The sequence below is a fragment of the Cellulophaga sp. RHA19 genome (assembly GCF_002813425.1).
Taxonomy (GTDB): domain Bacteria; phylum Bacteroidota; class Bacteroidia; order Flavobacteriales; family Flavobacteriaceae; genus Cellulophaga.
Window position 1 is genome coordinate 3,363,585 of record NZ_PHUL01000001.1, and the last position, 20,636, is coordinate 3,384,220.

20 protein-coding genes are annotated in these 20,636 nt (G+C 31.9%); 13 read left to right on the plus strand and 7 right to left on the minus strand.

From position 1 onward, the window contains the following. The first annotated feature begins 100 nt into the window (after nt 1-100). The 5 genes from rluF (at nt 101) to AX016_RS14795 (ending at nt 3,885) form a co-directional block, all read left to right on the plus strand. Complete coding sequence (gene rluF, locus AX016_RS14775; protein ID WP_100896348.1) at nt 101-838, plus strand: 23S rRNA pseudouridine(2604) synthase RluF; 738 nt, start codon at nt 101-103, stop codon at nt 836-838. Next, a complete protein-coding gene (locus AX016_RS14780) occupies nt 831-1,661 on the plus strand; it encodes an endonuclease/exonuclease/phosphatase family protein (protein ID WP_100896349.1) in 831 nt (276 codons plus the stop codon). The genes rluF and AX016_RS14780 overlap by 8 nt, the downstream gene beginning before the upstream one ends. A gap of 2 nt (nt 1,662-1,663) precedes the next feature. After that, the gene (locus AX016_RS14785; protein ID WP_100896350.1) at nt 1,664-2,260 is read left to right on the plus strand and encodes an FMN-binding negative transcriptional regulator; all 597 of its coding nucleotides are present in this window, start codon (nt 1,664-1,666) and stop codon (nt 2,258-2,260) included. Nucleotides 2,261-2,383: 123 nt separating this feature from the next. Continuing rightward, nucleotides 2,384-3,214, plus strand: coding sequence for a metallophosphoesterase (locus AX016_RS14790; protein ID WP_157811137.1), 831 nt, complete (start codon nt 2,384-2,386; stop codon nt 3,212-3,214). A gap of 242 nt (nt 3,215-3,456) precedes the next feature. After that, entirely contained in the window at nt 3,457-3,885 is a 429-nt protein-coding gene (locus AX016_RS14795) for a DUF2141 domain-containing protein (RefSeq protein WP_100896352.1), read from the plus strand. A gap of 82 nt (nt 3,886-3,967) precedes the next feature. Here the strand turns inward: AX016_RS14795 and AX016_RS14800 are convergent, their stop codons facing one another. Next, nucleotides 3,968-4,441, minus strand: a complete 474-nt coding sequence (locus tag AX016_RS14800) for a Dps family protein (protein WP_100896353.1) — start codon at nt 4,439-4,441, stop codon at nt 3,968-3,970. A 106-nt stretch (nt 4,442-4,547) separates the two neighbouring features. On the opposite strand from AX016_RS14800, the gene AX016_RS14805 reads away from it, so the two are divergent. Then, nucleotides 4,548-5,498 carry a LysR substrate-binding domain-containing protein gene (locus tag AX016_RS14805; protein ID WP_100896354.1) on the plus strand — a complete coding sequence of 317 codons (951 nt, stop codon included), beginning with the start codon at nt 4,548-4,550 and terminating at the stop codon, nt 5,496-5,498. A gap of 36 nt (nt 5,499-5,534) precedes the next feature. On the opposite strand, the gene AX016_RS14810 is transcribed toward AX016_RS14805, so the two are convergent. Next, on the minus strand, nt 5,535-5,732 hold the full coding sequence (locus AX016_RS14810; RefSeq protein ID WP_100896355.1) for a hypothetical protein: 198 nt from the start codon (nt 5,730-5,732) through the stop codon (nt 5,535-5,537). 105 nt (nt 5,733-5,837) lie between these two features. Here AX016_RS14810 and AX016_RS14815 point away from each other — a divergent pair, with 105 nt between their 5' ends. Next, entirely contained in the window at nt 5,838-7,133 is a 1,296-nt protein-coding gene (locus AX016_RS14815; RefSeq protein WP_100896356.1) for a D-alanyl-D-alanine carboxypeptidase/D-alanyl-D-alanine-endopeptidase, read from the plus strand. Nucleotides 7,134-7,168: 35 nt separating this feature from the next. Further along, a complete protein-coding gene (locus tag AX016_RS14820) occupies nt 7,169-7,552 on the plus strand; it encodes a hypothetical protein (protein WP_100896357.1) in 384 nt (127 codons plus the stop codon). Nucleotides 7,553-7,691: 139 nt separating this feature from the next. On the opposite strand, the gene AX016_RS14825 is transcribed toward AX016_RS14820, so the two are convergent. Continuing rightward, complete coding sequence (locus tag AX016_RS14825) at nt 7,692-8,147, minus strand: DUF4442 domain-containing protein (protein ID WP_100896878.1); 456 nt, start codon at nt 8,145-8,147, stop codon at nt 7,692-7,694. A 239-nt stretch (nt 8,148-8,386) separates the two neighbouring features. On the opposite strand from AX016_RS14825, the gene AX016_RS14830 reads away from it, so the two are divergent. The 5 genes from AX016_RS14830 (at nt 8,387) to AX016_RS14850 (ending at nt 13,418) form a co-directional block, all read left to right on the plus strand. After that, nucleotides 8,387-8,731 (plus strand): PadR family transcriptional regulator, encoded by a 345-nt coding sequence (locus AX016_RS14830; RefSeq protein ID WP_100896358.1) that lies wholly within the window; start codon nt 8,387-8,389, stop codon nt 8,729-8,731. Next, a complete protein-coding gene (locus AX016_RS14835; RefSeq protein WP_100896359.1) occupies nt 8,724-10,457 on the plus strand; it encodes a PspC domain-containing protein in 1,734 nt (577 codons plus the stop codon). The genes AX016_RS14830 and AX016_RS14835 overlap by 8 nt, the downstream gene beginning before the upstream one ends. Nucleotides 10,458-10,557: 100 nt before the next feature. After that, nucleotides 10,558-11,274, plus strand: coding sequence for a head GIN domain-containing protein (locus AX016_RS14840; RefSeq protein ID WP_100896360.1), 717 nt, complete (start codon nt 10,558-10,560; stop codon nt 11,272-11,274). Between the two features lie 90 nt (nt 11,275-11,364). Further along, nucleotides 11,365-12,375 carry a dipeptide epimerase gene (locus AX016_RS14845; protein WP_100896361.1) on the plus strand — a complete coding sequence of 337 codons (1,011 nt, stop codon included), beginning with the start codon at nt 11,365-11,367 and terminating at the stop codon, nt 12,373-12,375. Further along, nucleotides 12,375-13,418 (plus strand): aminotransferase class I/II-fold pyridoxal phosphate-dependent enzyme, encoded by a 1,044-nt coding sequence (locus AX016_RS14850; protein ID WP_100896362.1) that lies wholly within the window; start codon nt 12,375-12,377, stop codon nt 13,416-13,418. Before AX016_RS14845 ends, AX016_RS14850 begins: the two co-directional genes overlap by 1 nt. 10 nt (nt 13,419-13,428) lie before the next feature. Here AX016_RS14850 and AX016_RS14855 read toward each other — a convergent pair whose 3' ends face one another. The 4 genes from AX016_RS14855 to AX016_RS14870 all read right to left on the minus strand — a co-directional run bounded on the left by AX016_RS14855 (nt 13,429) and on the right by AX016_RS14870 (nt 20,551). Next, nucleotides 13,429-14,913, minus strand: coding sequence for a SusD/RagB family nutrient-binding outer membrane lipoprotein (locus AX016_RS14855; RefSeq protein ID WP_100896363.1), 1,485 nt, complete (start codon nt 14,911-14,913; stop codon nt 13,429-13,431). Nucleotides 14,914-14,923: 10 nt separating this feature from the next. After that, nucleotides 14,924-18,046, minus strand: coding sequence for a SusC/RagA family TonB-linked outer membrane protein (locus AX016_RS14860; RefSeq protein ID WP_100896364.1), 3,123 nt, complete (start codon nt 18,044-18,046; stop codon nt 14,924-14,926). 291 nt (nt 18,047-18,337) lie between these two features. After that, complete coding sequence (trxB, locus tag AX016_RS14865) at nt 18,338-19,294, minus strand: thioredoxin-disulfide reductase (protein WP_100896365.1); 957 nt, start codon at nt 19,292-19,294, stop codon at nt 18,338-18,340. Between the two features lie 111 nt (nt 19,295-19,405). Beyond that, nucleotides 19,406-20,551: a formylglycine-generating enzyme family protein gene (locus tag AX016_RS14870; protein ID WP_100896366.1), complete on the minus strand. Its 1,146-nt coding sequence runs from the start codon at nt 20,549-20,551 to the stop codon at nt 19,406-19,408. Between the last annotated feature and the right edge of the window lie 85 nt (nt 20,552-20,636).

Consider the following 20,636-nt stretch of genomic DNA (forward strand, 5'->3'; position numbering starts at 1 on the left):
AAAATTAATGCAATCCTGTAGTTTAAGGTGTAAAACCAATAGTTTTTAAGAGCATAAAGCAAAACAATCTACTATCTTTGCTACCAGAGAAGCAATTATAATGAAAGAAGTACAGGCTACCAGAATTAACAAATACCTAAGTGAAGTTGGTTATTGTTCTCGCCGAGCGGCAGACAAACTTATAGACCAAGGACGTGTAACCATTAATGGAAAAATACCAGAAATGGGCACCAAAATAGTTCCTACAGATGAAGTACGCGTAGATGGCGAATTAATATCTGAGTCTAAAGAAGATTTTGTATACCTAGCATTTAACAAACCCGTTGGCATTGTATGTACTACAGATACACGTGTAGAAAAAGACAATATTATAGACTACATAAATTACCCTAAACGTATTTTCCCTATTGGTAGATTAGATAAACCTAGTGAAGGTTTAATTTTTTTAACTAATGATGGTGATATAGTAAACAAAATTCTGCGTGCTAGAAATCATCACGAAAAAGAATACATTGTTAAAGTAGACAACATTATTACAGATGATTTTATACACCAAATGAGTAATGGTATCCCTATTTTAGATACCATTACCAGAAAATGTAAAGTAGAAAAATTAAGTAAATACGAGTTTAAAATTATACTTACACAAGGTTTAAACAGACAAATTAGAAGAATGACGGAGTATTTAGGATACAACGTTGTAAAACTAAAACGTGTACGTATTATGAACATTTCTTTAAATATGCCAGTTGGTACATACCGAGAGTTTACAAAAGAAGAGCTCAAAGAAATAAACAAGTTAGTATCTACCTCTACAAAAACCTATAGAAATGAGTAAAAAATTTATAGTAGCGCTAGTTTTTGCATTTGCAACAAATACAGTTATTAGTCAGGCAATAAAAGCAATGACTTACAATATAAAGTATGATAATACTAGAGACACTATAAATAATTGGAACTACCGAAAAGATAAAATGGTAGAGTTAATACAACATTACAATCCTTCTTTTTTAGGTATTCAAGAGGGTTTACACAACCAAGTTAACCACCTAAACATTAATTTACCTAACTATAATTACATAGGTGTTGGCAGAGATGATGGCAAAGAAAAAGGAGAATACAGCGCTATTTATTATAATAATGACTTTAAGCTTATAACTTCAAATACATTTTGGCTATCTACAACACCTAATAAAATATCTGTTGGTTGGGATGCCGCAATGGAACGTATTTGTACGTACGGTTTATTTCAACATAAAAAAACAAAACAGTATTACTGGGTTTTTAATGCACATTTTGACCATATTGGTGTAGAAGCCCGTAAAAATTCTGCTAAGTTAATTGTAGAAAAAATTAAGACCCTAAACACAAAAAACTACCCAGTTATTTTAATGGGAGATTTTAATGTAACTCCTACAACAGAAGCCATTACTACAATTACAAACTACATACCAGATAGTTACAGCGTAAGTAAAACAGCTCCATACGGTCCTAAAGGAACTTTTAATGGATTTACAGATCGTATCTTAACAAAGAGAATAGATTATATTTTTGCAAAACACTTAAATGTATTGTCTGTAACAATTATAGATGATAGGTTAGATAATAACAAACATATATCAGACCATTTACCCGTATTAGCAACAGTAATAAAAGAATAAAAATGTATATACCGCCAAGCTACCAAAACAATAACACAGAAGAAGTTAAAACCTTTATTAAAAACAATAGTTTTGGCATACTAGTTAACCAAACTAACGGTAAACCTTGGGCTACACACATACCGTTAGAGTTGCAAACAAAAAACGGAAAAGATATACTTGTAGGTCATATTGCAAAAGCCAATCCGCAATGGCATAATTTTAAACAAACACCAGAAGTACTTTGTATTTTTAATGGCCCACACAGTTATGTATCATCATCATGGTATAAAGACGAGGAAGTACCTACCTGGAACTATATTGCTGTACACGTTTATGGCAAAATTACCATTGTAGACCAAGACTCCGCTATGGAAGGATTACATAATTTGGTTGATAAGTATGAACAAGCATCAGAATGTCCGTTACATTTAGACAACCTATCTAAAGGCACATTAGCACAAGTAAAAGGTATTGTTGCTTTTGAGATTGAAATTACAGACATACAAGCTACCTACAAACTCTCGCAAACACGAGAAGAAGACAAACCAAAAATAATTGAAGAGTTAGAAAAAAGAGATCCAAGTGCCAAAGAAATTGCCAAACATATGAAAAAATAACACAGTTATTTACTGTTAATCAAGTAAGTACTGCTTTATTTTGTATTTTTAAGTATGATAATCATTATCCGCCAACCTTTATTATTTAAATTAATAGTACTTGTATTTTTAGCAACACAAACTATGTCTTGCTCTACTGATTCTAACAATGACAGTAGCAAACCAAATGAAGACCCAAAAGCTATAGAACCAGTTGTTTTTACAGCAATTGGCGATGTTCCTTATAATGACTTTCAAAGAGATTCTATACCCAAAGTAATTGCGGCACACAATGCAAAGGCTAAATCTAGTTTTGTAATTCACGTTGGAGATATAAAACCAGGAGCAGATGCTTGCACAGAAGATGTGTATGTAGACGTAAGCAATCTTTTAAAGCAATTTACAGTCCCTACTTTTATTGTTTTGGGTGATAATGAATATAATGACTGTACAAACCCAGAAGAAGGGTTAGCGTTTTGGAACAAGCACTTTTTAAAATTGAATACAAATTGGACCTTTAGCCCTAAAATTAGTTACCAAACAGAACGTCCAGAAAACTTTAGTTGGATACAAAATAAAGTATTATTCCTAGGTATTAATATTGTAGGCAGTAGCGTACATAATATCACCGAATGGGAAACTAGATTAACAGATAATGCCAATTGGGTACAACAACACCTGCAAGCAGAAAAAGACAATGTAAACGCCGTAGTTGTATTTGGACACGCAAATATTACAGAAGGTGATGCTACCAAGTTTAACACATTTACCAATGCTTTTAGAAGCAGTGCTGCTACTTTTAATAAACCTGTACTTTATTTACAAGGAGACGGACACGTTTGGTTTACAAACAAACCTTGGCCAGAAAAAAACATTACACGTGTACAAATAGATGGCGGACACAGAGCTGTAGAAGTAACCGTAGATCCAAACAAAAGTAATCCGTTTAGCTACAACCGCACTTTTTTAGACTAATTAATAGGTTTCGTTTTCCTGTCCACAACACCTGTTTTTTATTTTATAGCATTACGCAACACTTTTAAAACTTTCTACTTTAAAGTTTATTCTCTCTATTCTCTACATTCTATTATTCATATTTCATCAATTAAAGCAATCTACAACTCAGCTTAAAAAAACTACAGTTGGGTTTATTGTATTTTAAAAAATTAAACTAGTACAGCATCTTTGTATCATAATCAACTTAAAAACAAAATATTATGAAAACTATAGCTTTATTATTCGGATTATTTTTAATGACAATTACTTCAAATGCTCAGGCAGAAACAGAAGCAAAAACATTTACAATTACTATTACCATAGATAATGTTTTAAATGATGACGGAACAGTTATGGCTGGCTTGCACACATCAGAGACTTTTATGAGAGGTATGGGTTTACAAAACAAAATTACAACTATAGAAGATGGTAAAGTAACCATTGTTTTTAAAGATATTGTAGCAGGAGAATATGCTATTTTAGCAATGCACGATGAAAATAACAACAAACAAATGGACAGAGAAGCTAATGGTATGCCTAAAGAAAGTTACTGTATTTCTGGATCATCAACACCTTATGGTCCACCAAGCTTTTCAGAAGCTAAATTTATGGTAGAAGACAAAGATTTAAAATTTGCACTAAGATTTTAATAACAGTAAATAAAAGTAAAAAAAAAGGAGATAAAGCTATGCTTTATCTCCTTTTTAAATAGAACAATTTGGTTACAATCATCTATTCTTCTAACCAAGCATTCATCATCCAAATTGTTTTTTCCTGTTCAGCAATAAAATCGCTCATTAAAGAGTTTGTTCCTTCATCATTAGCATCATCAGAAAGGTCTAATAAATCGCGCTCTATAACTAGTAATTCTTTTAAAGAATTTACAATTAATTTTATAGCTTCTACATCTATAGATATGTTTTTACCTACTGGCAATTTAGATACAGCCATATAATCTTCAAAAGTGTGCAAAGGCTTACCTCCTAAGGTTAAAATACGCTCTGCAATCATATCTACTTTTTCATTTGCGTCTGTATACAACTCTTCAAACTTAATATGTAAATCAAAAAAACGTCTACCTCTAATATTCCAATGAACACCTCTTAAATTTTGGTAATAAACCTGGAAACTAGATAATAAAACATTTAATTTACTGTTTAGCTCTTTAGCTTTTTCTACTTCTAATCCTATACTGTTTAATTCCATAACATTTATCTTTTTTGTGATACAACAAAGTTAGTTAGTATTTACTATTTTTGGGGATGATTAAAATCATTTGTTTTTATAATTTTATAGTTTATACCTATTAAGAATGACCATAACTCAATTACAATATGTTTTGGCAGTTGCCAAATACCAAAACTTTACATTAGCAGCAGAAAAAAGCTTTGTTACACAGCCAACTTTAAGTATGCAAGTACAAAAGTTAGAAGACGAGTTAGATGTTCAGATTTTTGATAGGAGTAAAAAACCAATTTCTATTACAGAAGTAGGCGAAAAAATTGTTGCGCAAGCTAAAAACATTGTAAACGAGGCAGACCGTATTAAAGATATAGTAGATCAAGAAAAAGGGTTTATTGGTGGCGAATATGTTTTAGGTATTATACCTACTATTATGCCTACTCTTTTACCTATGTTTTTAAAAGCATTTATATCTAAGTTTCCAAAAGTAAACTTAGTTATTAAAGAACAAAGCACAGATACGCTAATTAGAAATTTACAAGACGGACAAATAGATGCTGCAATTGCTGCAACTCCTTTAGAAATTGAATTTATAAAAGAGAGACCTTTATATTACGAACCATTTGTGGGGTATATTCCTAAACAACATAGGCTAGCTAACACAGAAAAATTAACTCCCGAAGATTTAGACATAGATGATGTGCTTTTATTACAAGATGGACATTGCTTTAGAGATGGCGTTATAAACCTTTGTAAATCTCCAAAAAACAACACTGTTGACCATTTTAGATTGCAAAGTGGTAGTTTTGAAACACTAATAAACTTATCTAATGAAGGTTTAGGAATGACGTTACTACCCTATTTAAACACACTTGAGTTAGATGACAAAAAGAAAGAAAATTTAAAGCATTTTGAAGCTCCTTCTCCTGCTAGAGAAGTGAGTTTAATATATCATAAAAAAGAACTTAAAGTACAAATTACTGATGCTTTACACGATGTTATTACAAGTGTTGTACGTGGAGCAATTGCTTTTCAGGATGTAAAAATTATTAGTCCTATTAACAATAAAATTAAAGCATAAAAAAAAGCCACCGTTATGGTGGCTTTTTAGCATTTCCTATTTTTTGATGTAAATCATACACTGCCTCAATTCTGGCTTATCTGTAGTAAAAGAGTTTAACCAGAGTTTAAGCTCGTCTACCTCATAAGGTAATAATCTTGAAATTGCTTTTTCTAGCTCTTTGCAAAACAACTTAGAATCAAAACTTACTTTTTGCAAAACAGTTTTAGTGTAATCAAACATTGCTCTTGCCATATTTATAATTATTAAATTATTATTCCATAAATTTAACGATAAAAGAGCTAATTATTGTCTATATAAAATGTTAAATATTTAAATTATTCAATTAAAACATACGTAATGTCCTACAATATCAGATTTTACAATAACTACAGAACTTTTATATATTTTACAATTTTAGTACTCTTAAGTAGTTGTGCTTCTACAAAACAAAAAATTACCAAAAAAACCAATAGTAAATTAGATACTTCGCTTTTTAAAAATCACTTTGTAGGTATTAAAGTTTATGATCCAGAAAGTAAAAAAACTATTTTTGAGAAAAACAGCACCAAATATTTTACACCTGCCAGTAATACAAAAATATTTACGCTTTACACTGCTTTAAAACTATTACCAGAGTATAGCCCTTTATTAAAATATGGTGTAAAAGATAATATTACTTACATACAAGGAACAGGAAACCCAACAACATTACACCCCTATTTTAAAGATAGTACAGCTATCACATTTTTTAAACAACAACAAAATATAGCTTTATACTTGGCTAATTTTACATCAGATAAGTTTGGTGGCGGTTGGGCTTGGGAAGATTTTGATACTTATTTTTCACCAGAACGTAGTGGTTTTCCTCTTTATGGTAACGTAGTAACTGCTTATAAAAAAGGAGAAATTAAAACCTACCCTAATTATTTTAAAGATAGTGTTTCTAGAAAACCACACAGCTTTAAAAGAGAAATGGTTAAAAACATTTTTTATATAAGTCCTAACTTAAAAGATACTATAGAAGTTCCTTTTAAAACAAGTAATAAACTAACAAAAACACTAATAGAAAAAGAAATAAATAAAAAAATTAAAAACACCAATACATTACCAAATACAAAAAAAACAACACTTTACGGTATTGCTACAGATAGTATTGCACGCCGTATGATGCTTGTAAGTGATAATTTTTTAGCAGAACAGTTACTGGTTATGGCCTCTAGCACTTTGTCTGATACCCTAAATGTGAATAAAGCAATAAAACATATTTTAAAAACTGACTTAGCAGATCTAGAACAACAACCACGCTGGGTAGATGGCTCTGGACTCTCTAGATACAACTTATTTACACCAGCATCTTATGTGCAAGTATTAGATAAAATGTATCGTCAAATTTCCAAAAACAGGTTATTTTCTTTATTTCCTGTTGGTGGCGAATCTGGAACCTTAAAAAACTGGTATAAAGGCACTCCTAAACCATACATTTACGCAAAATCTGGTAGTTTGGGTAACAATTATAGTTTAAGCGGATACTTAATTACCAAATCTGGAAAAACGTTAATTTTTAGTTTTATGAATAATCATTTTAAAACAAAAACTTCTGATGTAAAAAAAGAAATACAGACTGTTTTAGAAATGATAAGAGATAATTATTAATCCTATTTTACAAAACTAAAGACATAACTATAATTATGACAGTAGTAATAATCGGTATTTTATACGCATTAACAGTGCTATACTTGATAAAAAACAACAACATAAATAAGTTAGAAGCAAACAATAGTAAGTTGTTATTTATATGCAAATCAACACTTAAAGGGTTTATTCTTTACACCATTACAGGTTGCTTATTGGCTTCTGTAATACTATTCTTTTTAATTTACAAAAACGGAGAGCCTCACTCTCACAGTATGCCCGAGTTATTGTACATATGGTTAGGAGCAGCAGGGGCTATTACAGGTTGCATTCTAGGTATCTTTTTATCTGTACTAAACACCTCTAGTATAAATAAAAAACTAATAGTTGGTTCTTTACTTTTTGTAATAGGATCTTTTATCTGGTTAGAACTTTTATAATTCTAATACCAATTATTTGTTTTCAATTTTAAACTAACAAATAGTTAAAAAACTTTTTTACAAACTAAGTTTTATACCTCTATAAGTTAATTTGTGCACAAAAATTAAAACGTAAGTAAACACTTTTAACTTATTACCTTTACTTTCTTAAACGTATTGTCCAGTCAAAATTAAAGGTAGACACCACTACTCCGTCTTTATTAACACCAACAGATTTCATTGTAAAAATTTGTCCTTCTCCAGTTGCAACGGTTTTAGCAATAGCATCTTCAATTAAGTGTCCGTCTTCACAAGTAAACGTAATTCTTCCTGTAGCCTTTTTAGTAAATGTTGCATTGTTACTCGCAACTAACATAGATATTTTTTTACCACTTTTCTCAATTTGGTCAATAACCATAATACCTGTTGCATATTCTGCAGCCATACCTTGCACAGCCCAAAACATAGAGTTAAAAGGGTTTTGGTTAAACCATCTGTGCTTTACAGTTACTACCGCTTTTTTTTCATCTATATGCTGTAAACGTACGCCACACCACCAAGCAGACGGTAGTTTAAAAAAATTAAATACGTTGTATTTTAATGTGCTCTTTGCCATTCTATCATTTATAATTTCTATAAAAGTATTGAAAATAGTTGAATTTATAAATGTTAAATTAAAGTTAATTTTCAGTACTATGTTTTGCATAATACCTTTTTAAAGATATATATTTGCATAAGAAACTAACAAGTTAGAGTTATAGAACTTAATCAATTCTGTAAAAAAATAATTCAGCGGAGTTTGTTCATCAAATCAATTAACCCCTTTTGGTGGGTTATTAAAAGAATATCTAAACTATGAAGATAGAAAACACAAAGGCACAAATGCGCAAAGGTGTTTTAGAGTATTGCATCCTCTCTATACTTAAAGGAGAAGATAAATATACTTCTGAAATTCTTGCAACATTAAAAGATGCCAAAATGCTAGTTGTAGAAGGCACTATTTACCCTTTATTAACAAGATTAAAAAATGCAGGACTACTAACTTACCGTTGGGAAGAGTCTACATCCGGCCCACCAAGAAAATACTACGCGCTTACAAAAACAGGAGAAGAATTTTTAACCGAATTAAATGCTACCTGGGACGAACTAAGAAATGCCGTAAACCTAGTTACCAACTCAAAAAAAACGAACAATGAATAAGACGATAAACATAAACCTTGCTAACTTATTCTTTCATATAGACGAAGATGCATACCGCAAACTAGACAATTATTTAAAAGCAATAAAGCAATCATTAAACAACGGTGCGGGTAGCGATGAAATTATTTCTGATATTGAAGCCAGAATTGCAGAGCTTTTTCAGGAAAAAGTTAAAAACGACCAACAAGTAATTACTAAAACAGATGTAGAAGATGTTATTGGTGTTATGGGGCAACCTGAAGATTACCGTGTAGACGAAGAGATTTTTGAGGACGAAGAGCAACCTACATCAAAATCTAAAGCAAAAAAACTATACAGAGATACAGACAATAAATACATAGGAGGTATATCTGCTGGGATGGCACACTATTTAGGTATTAACCCTTGGTGGGTTCGTTTATTATGGGTTGTACTTACACTGGCTACTTTTAGCGGATTTATAGTAATTTATATTCTATTATTATTTTTAATTCCAGAAGCTAAAACAACCTCGCAAAAACTAGATATGCGTGGTGAGTCTATAAACATTAGCAACATAGAACGTACTGTAAAAGAAAGTTTTAACACTGTTACAGATAAAGTTAAAAATGCAGATTACAATAAAGCCAGCGGAAAGCTAAAAACTGGTATTCAAACTTTTTTTGATGCTGTAGGCACCTTTTTTAGCTTTATATTTAAAAGTATTGGTAAAATTATAGGTGTATTCTTTATTTTAATTGGTGGTGCTGTGGTAATAGGCACCTTTATAGGCTTATTTACTGCGGGTTTTACAGATGCGTTTGTTATTAACAACACACCTCTTTATAGTATAGTTAATAGTACAAGCGCACCAATTTGGCTTATATCATTACTAACATTTTTTGCCGTAGCAATACCATTTTTCTTTCTACTTTATTTAGGATTAAAAATTGTTGTATCTAACTTAAAATCTATTGGTACAATTGCAAAAATAACATTGTTTGGTGTTTGGTTAGCTGCTATTATAGGTTTAACAATTGTTGGTATTAAAGAAGCTACAGCTAATATGTACAAGGGTAGTGTTAATAAAACAGAGGAGTTAAAATTTACACAGCCTTTAGACACTTTATATATTTCTACTAGAACTAGTAAAAACTATGACAGACCAGAAAATTTTAGAATTAATGGAATGACATTTACTATAGATGAAAACGGTAAAAAACTGTTACTAGACAACGATTTTATATTTGATATTGTTAGGTCTAATGATGACGTAGCTAGAATTAAAATACAGAAAGTATCTCAAGGTGGTTCTTTTGATGAAGCCAGACAAAGAGCTAAAACCATAGACTATAATTACCAAGTGCTAGATAATAAAATAATATTAGACAATTTTTTATTGCTAGACAGCAAAGGTAAAATTAGAGATCAAGAAGTAAACGTTACTCTTTATATTCCTAAAAATGTAATTATTAAGTTTGATTTTGATGCTGACACACACAATATTGGTTGGCATACATCATACAAAGAAGAAATTTACAGGTCTGAAGTTAAAGACTACACTTGGGTTATGAGTAAACAAGGTGTTCTAGAGTGTTTAGATTGTATTGATGAGGAACTTATAGAAGGTGAAGAAAAACAAGTTAATGAAGAGTCCAACTTATCTGTAGATGATGATGGTGTAAACATTAATATAAATGGAAATGAAAGTTCTTTAAATATTAAAATAGATGAAAACGGAGCACGTATCAAAGCTTCAAAAAATTAAAACATACAATTCAGAACTAAAAAACAACAATTCAGTCTATCTTTTTATAAATAACACTAACATTTATAGACTTTTACATCATCAATCAAAAACAACAATTATGACAACACTATCTAAAATCACAATCGCATTAATACTAAGTTTACTATTAACTTCTTGCTCTGTAAACTTTGGAAATGGTAAAAAAGGAAACGGAGTACTAACAGAACAAAGCAGAGATATTGCAGCTAGTTTTGACCGTGTTTCGGCATCAGAAGGCATTAATGTTTATGTAACGCAAGCAAAAGAATTTAGCATACGAGTAGAAGCAGACGAAAATGTTATAGACCTAATTGGTACAGACGTTAAAGATGGCAAACTTAAAATACACGCTATTGAAAACATTGGTAGAGCTACTAAAAACGTACACGTTACACTACCTGTTATTACTGCTTTATATAGTTCTAGCGGAGCAGACTTAAATTCAGAATCTCAAATAGAAGCTGACGAAATTGATTTAAAAGCTAGTAGCGGAGCTGATATACAAATTGCTTTAGTAGCAAACTCTGTAAACGCAGATTGTAGTAGTGGAGCAGATATTAAGTTAAGTGGTAAAACAAATAACTTAACTGTAAATGCTAGTAGCGGTTCTGATATTGATGCTCGTGAGTTAAAAACAAAAAACTGTGATGCAGATGCTAGTAGCGGAGCAGATATTAGCCTAGATGTATCAGATTCTTTAATTGCAGATGCAAGTAGTGGAGCAGATATATTGTATACGGGTAATGCTACTGTTAAAAAAAATAAATCTTCTTCTGGTAGCGTAAAAAAGAGATAAATACTAAATGTTAAAAGCGTTTTATTAAGGTCAATCTTGTTTTGTTTACAAGGTTGACCTTATTATATTAGTATAAATTTAAATACTGATATGAATTTAACCTTAACAAAGTATATTCTTCCCCTAAAACATACATTTAGTATTTCTAGAGAGTCTCATAATTTTCAAGACAGTATGGTAGTAAGTCTTGGTTTAGAAGGTAAAGTTGGTTATGGTGAAGCTACAGCAAACCCTTACTACAAAATTACTTTTGAGAGTATGCAACAAGAAATTGAAAACATACGAACAGAAATAGAACATTATAATTTTACTACACCTGAAGATTTTAATCAATTTTTAAACAAAAAACAATTAAGCAACTTTGCTATTTGCGCTTTAGATTTAGCTGCACACGACTTGTATGGTAAAATTTTAAACAAACCATTGTATAAAATATGGAATACAGATAATAGCACCTACCCTATCACCAACTTTACCATTGGTATAGATTCTATAGATAATATGGTTGCTAAAATGAAAGAACAACCTTGGCCTATTTACAAGATTAAATTAGGTACAGACCAAGATGTTGCTATAGTTAAAGAACTTAGAAAACATTCTGACGCTATTTTTAGGATTGATGCCAATTGCGCCTGGACAGCAGAAGAAACTATTAATAATGCTCCTGAACTTAAAAAGTTAGGTGTAGAGTTTTTAGAGCAACCACTAAAAGCAGATGATTGGACAGGAATGGAGCAAGTAATGCATGCTAGTGTTTTGCCTGTTATTGCAGATGAAAGTTGCATAGTAGAATCTGACGTAGAAAAATGTGGCTATCATTTTAATGGTATCAATATAAAACTTACCAAGTGCGGTGGCTTAACTCCTGCTCTTAGAATGATAAAAAAAGGTAAAGAACTTGGACTAAAAGTTATGGTTGGTTGTATGACAGAGTCTTCTGTAGGAATTTCTGCAATAGCGCAATTAACGCCACAATTAGATTATGTAGATATGGATGGCGCAATGCTACTTAGCAAAGACATTGCAAAAGGAGTGGAAATAGAGCCAAACGGAAATTTAATTTTTCCAAATAGTGGTGGTTCTGGTATTACACTTTTATAATGACCTACGTTTCTTCTTTTCCTGCTAGAAAAATTAAGGTTAATGGTGTTAAAAAATTATATTTTGGAGGTACCGCATACCTAGGACTTCAAAAGCACAAGAAGTTTTTAAAAATTTACTTTAAAAATATTAAAAAGTATGGTACCAATTATGGTGCTTCCAGAAAGTCAAATATTAAAATTGATGTGTATGATGAAGCAGAAAAACACCTTGCAAAGCTTGTAGGCAGTAAAGCGTGTGTAACCTTATCCTCGGGCTATTTAGCAGGACAATTAGCTTGTAATTACTTTAAAGCACAAGGGCATAGTTTATTTTATGCTCCAAACTCACACACTGCTCTACATCAAAACAACTCTAGCAATTACGCAAGTTATAGTGACTTGGCTGTTGCAGTAGAAAATCATATTAAAAAATCTAATGTTACTCCTGTAGTTTTTTTAGATAGCTTAGATTTTTATGGCCTAAATTATCCCAATTTTAAAGGGTTACAACAATTACCATTAGATAAAATAATAGTAGTTGCAGACGACTCACACACTATAGGTTTACCCTTAAATAATGGTACTGGCTGTTATGCTCAATTACATAAATTAAATCCAAAAGAACTTATAGTATGTAGTTCACTTGGCAAAGGTTTTGCTGTGCAAGCAGGAGCTATTTTTGGCACAACTAAAAGAATAGAAGAATTAAAAAATACAGCATTTTTTGGAGGCGCTAGTCCGGCTACACCTGCAAACATAGCTACAATACTAACTGCAGAAAGTATCTATAAAAAAAGACAACAAAAGTTAAAACAACACATTCAACTTTTTTTAAAGGGCTTAAATAATAAAGAGCTGTTTACGTTTATGCCAAACCACTCAGCTTTTACATACAGTGATCAAAAAATAACTACTTATTTAAAAGAGCACAATATTATAGTTACTAGTTTTAATTATCCAGACAAAGATTCACCTACTATGAGCCGTATTGTGCTAAGTGCACACCATAAAAAAAAGGATATTAATAAAGTTGTTAGCCTTATTAATACCCTTTATGATTAAGTTTTACTTACTAGTTATCCCACCAAACTGGAGTAACAGGTGTTTGTTGGTTTGCTAGTACATTTTCTTCATTTCTATTAACTTCAGAAGATGGGTACTCTGCTCTTCTAAACCACTGACCAAAATATTCATTATCATCACTAGCCTCTTCCTCTCTAATAGTTAAACCTTTAAAAACCTCATCAGAAAAATTATAACGTCTAAAATCTACAAAAGTTTCTGGGTTTAAAAAGTTATGTATATATTTCTCTTTCATTATGTGCTGCAACATTAAATTGCCTTCGCCAACATTTATAGCTGTATCCGCTAAGTAATCTGTACCATCTACATCATACATTTCCATACTTGCAGCAATACCATCTAAGTATGCTGTGTAAGCATCTGCATTAGAACCTACACTAGTTGTATTTCCTCCGTTTGCTAAAAAAGCAGCTTCTGCTTTTATAAACATAGCCTCTGCATAACTTATTAACATTAAAGGAGCATCTATTCTTGTATAATATCCATCTACAGCAAAACCTGCATTAGCATCTGTACCATCTGGAGCTAAACCAACACTACCACTAACATAACCTTTCCATTCTGCTTCTCCTCCGTTATCCGCAAAAATTGGCAATCTTGGATCAATACTAACATCACCACCTTCAAAAGGAAAGTAATCTCCATTCATAGAGCTAACCAATTGACTAGCAATATCATTATGAGCGTTTCCTGTATTTTTAGCTAAAACCTCTGCAGAATACCAAGGGTTTATATTTTTATCATCGTAATACATTAGAAAATCATCATCTGTAGAAGTAAAGCCATTAGCGATAGTACTTAATACATCAGCTGCTGTAATTTCTCCTTTTTGTACTAAGTGTAATTGATATCTAGCCTTAATGGTATATGCCGCTCTTAACCACTTATCTGTATCTCCGCCATATATTAGATCTTCACTACCTAATGTAAAACCAGAATAATCTGGACCTTCTAATGCACTAATAGCTCCATTTAAAAGTGAAAATATACTTGTATAAATTTGCTCTTGTGTATCAAAAGCAGGAAAATTATTATCTGGACCATCTGTAGCATCAGAATACGGAATATTATCCCAAGTATCTGTAGCAATACCTAAATTTACGGCAGTTAATATATCTGCAACTGCTTTATAATGTACTGCTCCGTTTGCTGTAGCTTTTTCGTTAATAGCATCTATATTAGGTAAAATGTACAAATACACCTGTGTCCATAATCCGCTTGCTGTTGTTTGTCCAGCTGCACCTCCACCTTGAATAACAAAGTTTTGCACATAATTTCCAAAAGATAATTCGGCAGAACGTTGCCCTTCCATTGTACTATGTATAACTGGTGCTAACAAATCTTGCATACGCAACTGATCTAATTTTGCTGTATTAGATGGCGTATTCACATCAAAATAATCATCACTACAAGCTGTAAATACAGTTATAAATAATGATAATACTATTATTTTATATATACTTTTTCTCATCATATCTATTTTTTTAAAATCCTATATTAATACCAAAATTATAACTTTGAGATAAAGGAATATTTAAACCAGTAAACCCATAAACATTACTACCCGCGCTATATTGGTTCCCTTCTGGGTCATACCCATCATATGGTGTCCAAACCAAAATATTTTGAGCACTAGCAGATATTGAAAATCTATCTAAGTTTATTTTTTCAACAAATTTAGAAGGTAAATCATATGTTACACCAATGTTTCTAAGTTTTACCCAAGATGCATCTTGAACTAAAATTTCTGAAGCTCTATTGTAATCAGTAGAGCTACGATAGTAGTTTTGATCTATTAAAACCTCTGTTGTGTTTGGTATGTAACCACCATTACCATCATCCATAACTCCACTTAAAATTGTAGTTTCGTCTCTAAATTCGGTAACTTCTAAGATTCCATTTCTTATAGAGTTTCTTCTGCCAGCATCATAAATATCTCCTCCTTTTTTATATTCCAATAAAAAGTTAAACCCTAGATTTTTCCATTTAAAATTATTAGCTAAAGAAGTAATATAATCAGGAAAAGCATTACCTACTTTTTGACGCTCTGTAAAGTCTATTTCTGGCTTACCATTTGCATCTATATAACGTTCACCGTTTTCATAACGCCATTTCCAACCGTACAAAGACCCCATTTTATCACCTTCTCTAATTTCTGATGTTACACCTGCAAAACCAGAATCTGCAAAAATAATACTCTCTATATCATCTGGAATATCTAGTACTTTACCCTCACTAGTAGACCAGTTTAAGACTACCTCCCATTTAAAATCTTGAGATTTAATAATATCTGCACTCAATAGAAATTCGTGTCCAAATACTTCAAAATCTCCTGCGTTCCTAACAATTCTTGATATACCAGAAGAGTATGCCGTACCAACACCAAAAATTTGATCTTTTACCCGTGTTTTATAATATGCATAGTCCAAACGGATACGATTTTTAAAAAATCTCAAATCGGCTCCAATTTCTGTAGATTGGTTTCTTTCTGGTACAATGTCTAAATCTCCTAAAGCTGTACTAGACCTGTAACCACCTGCTCCTCCAAAAGGAAAGTCTCCATCTACAACAAAATAATGACCTACTTGCCCAAATAATGGCCCTTTACCTACCTCTGCCCAGGATGCTCTAAGCTTACCAAATGTAAACACATCATTATCTCCAAAAACGCCCGAAACATCATAAGCTAAACTTACAGACGGATAAAAGAATGACCTATTGTCTTTTGGTAAAGTAGAAACCCAGTCATTACGACCTGTTACTGTTAAAAATAACTTATCTAAATAACTTAGTTTAAGTTCTCCAAATACACCAACATTACGCAACTGAGTAACACTCTCATTAGCAAAAGTATTTATAGTATTACCTAGCTCATTAATACCTGGCACATTTAGCGTTTCTCCTCTTACATCTGCATAATTTCTTTTTGTGTCTGATACTTGATGACCTAAAGTAAGATCTGTTCTAAAATCATCAGACCAATCTTTGCTCATAGCAACTAAAAAGTTAGATTCTAAAGCTGTAAAGTTTATATTTTGATTTACAATAAAGCCTCCAACTTGTGTCCCTACATCTAAATCTGCTGGCACAAAACGGTTTCTTTGGTCTGAGTAATTATCTACCTGAGCAGAATACGTAATATTTAGCCAATCTTTAGGTGAGTATTTAAGTATTGCGTTACCTACCCAGCGATTAACATCATCAAATAAACTACTTTTTTCTATAAAATATCTTGGATTATCTATAACACCAAATGTATAATTACGTTGTGTACCATCTGGATTTTGGTAATCGTTAATAGGAAATGTACCAGAGTAGTATGACAAAGAACTCATAACTGACTTATCTCCAGAATTACCTCTGTTACCTCCAGATTTTGAGTAAGAGATAGATGTGTTGATGCTAAAGTTATCTGTTACTTGATACCCACTTTTTAATCTAAAGTTAGTTTTATCATAATAAGTTCCTGGTAAAATACCTTCTTCATTATTATTTCCTACAGAAAAGAAATAATCCATTTTTTCTGTAGCTCCGCTTATGTTTAAATTAACCTGAGTGTTTACTCCTGTTTTAAACAGATCATACGGACTATAAAACTGATCATTAGTTAAATCTACTACATCACCAGATTCAAGAGTATATGAGTCATCTGTGTATTTAGGTCCCCAAGAATAAAATGAAGTACCATTTTGAACCCTGTTAAACCCCGTATCTGAGTCTGGGTCATATAACGTTCTAGGTGCTCCGCTAAAACCCTCTCTATAGGTTTCTTGTAAATTAGGTGTTTTTTCTAAATTTCTAAAAGTTGTTGAAGCAGTAAAATTAACCTTAGCCTTGCCTTTTTTTCCTTTTTTAGTAGTAATTACAATTGCTCCGTTTGCTGCTCTTACACCGTATAATGCGGTTGCAGCAGCTCCTTTTAAAACATTATAACTTTCTATATCTTCTGGGTTAATATCACCAGCTCTATTAGAAAAGCTAAATTGCTCTGAACTGCTAGGCGAATTAGATCCTGCACTAGGAGAAACGTTTCCTGAAAAAGTATCGTTATTTAACGCTATACCATCTACAATAATTAGTGGTTGATTACTACGATCTGGATTTACAGAGGTTACACCTCTAATTAGAATGTCTACACCGCCACCAGATGATCCGGATGTTCTATTAATTTGTACACCAGCAACTCTACCTTGTAAAGCTTCTAATGCATTTGCTTGACCAGTTAAATTAAGGTCTTCAGATTTTACTTGTGTTACAGAATACCCTAAAGATTTCTCTTTCTTTTCTACTCCAAAAGCTGTAACAACAACCTCATCTAACTGACTAGCATCTTCTTCTAAAGTTACATTAACTACCGTAGTTGTACCTACTGTGACTTCTTTAGGAAGCATTCCGATATAAGAAAACTTTAAAACATCTGCTTGTTTGGCATTGATAATGTACTTGCCATCAAAATCTGTTGTAGTTCCGTTTTGTGTACCCTTTACTACTATTGTAACGCCTAATAACGGAATTCCCTCACTGTCGGTTACAGTACCAGAAATTTGTTGCGAATAAGCAATGGTTGTAAAAAGCACACTAAAGAGTAATACTAATGTGTTCTTCATAAAAATTGAGTTTTTGATTAATAAATTAGTTAAGTGAAACTAAAGTCAATAAAAAAATCAATAAATCAAATTAAAGAAGAAATAAATATTAAATTATTCTTAATTAAACAGGTAATTTCTCACAAATACATTAATAAAAGACAAATTTAAGTTAATTATAATCACTAAAAGTCTTAAAAAACTAAGTTTGTAATAAATATAACAATTGTTAATTCTTCAATGAACATAAGTAATTTAAAACAAAAAAAAGACTGCATTACTGCAGTCTTTTAAATCAATCATATATATATTTTAAGCTATTTCTTCTATAGCTGCTAAATAACGTTCTGCATCTAAAGCTGCCATACAACCTGTACCTGCAGCAGTAACTGCTTGTCTATATTCTTTATCTTGTACATCTCCACTGGCAAATACACCTGGTAAATTTGTTTTAGTAGACTTACCCTCTGTAATTAAGTAACCTGTTTCATCCATATCTAATTGTCCTTTAAATATGTCTGTATTAGGTTTATGTCCAATAGCAATAAAAAGTCCTGTAATTGCTATTTCTTCTTTTTCTTTAGTTTGATTATTTACCATACGTAAACCTTCTACAACCTGCTCTCCTAATACTTCATCTACCTCGGTATTATATTTTACAGTGATATTAGAAATACTATTTACTCTATGCTGCATTGCTTTAGATGCTCTCATTTCATCTCTACGCACAAGCATAGTAACGTTGTTACAAATATTTGCTAAGTATGATGCCTCTTCTGCAGCAGTATCTCCTGCCCCAACAATAGCAACATCTTGTCCTTTATAAAAGAAACCGTCACAAACAGCACATGCAGATACTCCGCCTCCACGTAAACGTTGTTCGCTTTCTAATCCTAAATATTTTGCAGTTGCTCCTGTAGAAATAATAACTGTTTCTGCTTCAATAGTTTTAGAGTTATCTACAGTTACTTTGTGTATACCACCCACAGTTTCGTTAAACTCTACTGCTGTAACCATACCTATTCTTACTTCTGTACCAAAACGTTCTGCTTGAGCTTGCAATTGCGTCATCATTGTTGGTCCGTCTATACCTTCTGGATACCCTGGAAAATTATCTACCTCTGTAGTAGTTGTTAATTGTCCGCCTGGCTCCATACCGGTATACATTACAGGTTTCAAATCTGCTCTAGAAGCATAAATTGCAGCAGTATATCCTGCTGGTCCAGAGCCTATAATAAGACATTTAATTCTCTCTATTGTATCTGACATAATATTAGTTCAAAGTTTAGTTTAGAACACAAATGTAATTTTTTTATGCAAACTGAAAAGCTTATTGCCATAAATTGTTACAATAGAGTCATAGTCATATATAATTTGACTTTATTTTAACATTTTTACCGTAGCAACTGTTCTAAAACCTGTGTGTTCTGCAGAAGAGTCTACACTAGATCCCATACGAGCAGATATTCTATAACTAGCACAGTAACTGTCACTACATAAGAAAGATCCTCCTTTTATAACTTTTTCTTTTATATAAAGGTTTTGAGGGTTGTATGCATCTGTTGCTCCAAGCGGATTTTTTTTAGTTGTAACAGCTGCCAATTCTTTATAATAATTAACATTGTACCAATCTGTTGTCCACTCCCAAACATTACCTGCCATATCATACAATCCATAACCATTAGGCTGGTAACTTTTTACAGGTGCACGATTCTCATATCCATCTTTTTTACTGTTTTCTACAGGAAATTCTCCTTCCCAACTATTGGCGTTTTTAGATAACACAGATTTATCATCTCCCCAAAAAAATATGGTTCCTGTTTTCCCTCCATTTGCAGCATACTCCCACTCTGCTTCTGTTGGCAACCTTCTTCCTGCCCAATTGCAATAAGCCATTGCATCTTCATAACAAATTTGCACTACCGGATAATTATCTAGTCCTTTTATAGAGCTTTTTGGTCCGTTTGGATGTTTCCAATTAGCACCAATTGTCCAGTCCCACCACTGAGAAAAATCGAATAAATTAGGGACCGATTTTTTACTTTTTTTAAACGTTAATGAGCCTGGCTGTAGTATAGAGTCGTGTGGTTTTGGTGTTCCTTCTGGAACTTGTTTTTTCATTTCTTCCCAATCTATTGCTCTTTCTGCAACAGTAATGTAACCTGTTTCCTTAACAAACTTAGCAAACTGCGCATTGGTCACTTCTGTAATATCCATAAAAAAACCATCTACAGCTACTTTGTGTGCAGGTTTCTCATGCTGCATTGCCATTTTATCTTGTGGCACTGCTCCTTGTACAAACATACCTCCAGGTATCCAAACCATACCTTCAGGCACTTTTACATCTTCAGGTTTTTCTATTATTAAGGTATAAGTAGTATCCTTTTTTACATTATCCTTTTTTGGAGTAACAGTTTTCTTTGGTTCTTGCTGTTCTTTTTTAGGTACATCTTTACATTGTGTACAAACAATTGCTACAAAAGATAAAAGTAAAATATAATGTAGGCTACGCATTTTAAGTTTCATAATTTAATTTGATAAAAAATAAGTAGTAACAAATATATAGATCTAAAAAAAGTTTAATGTATTTCTCAGTAATAAATACGTGCTT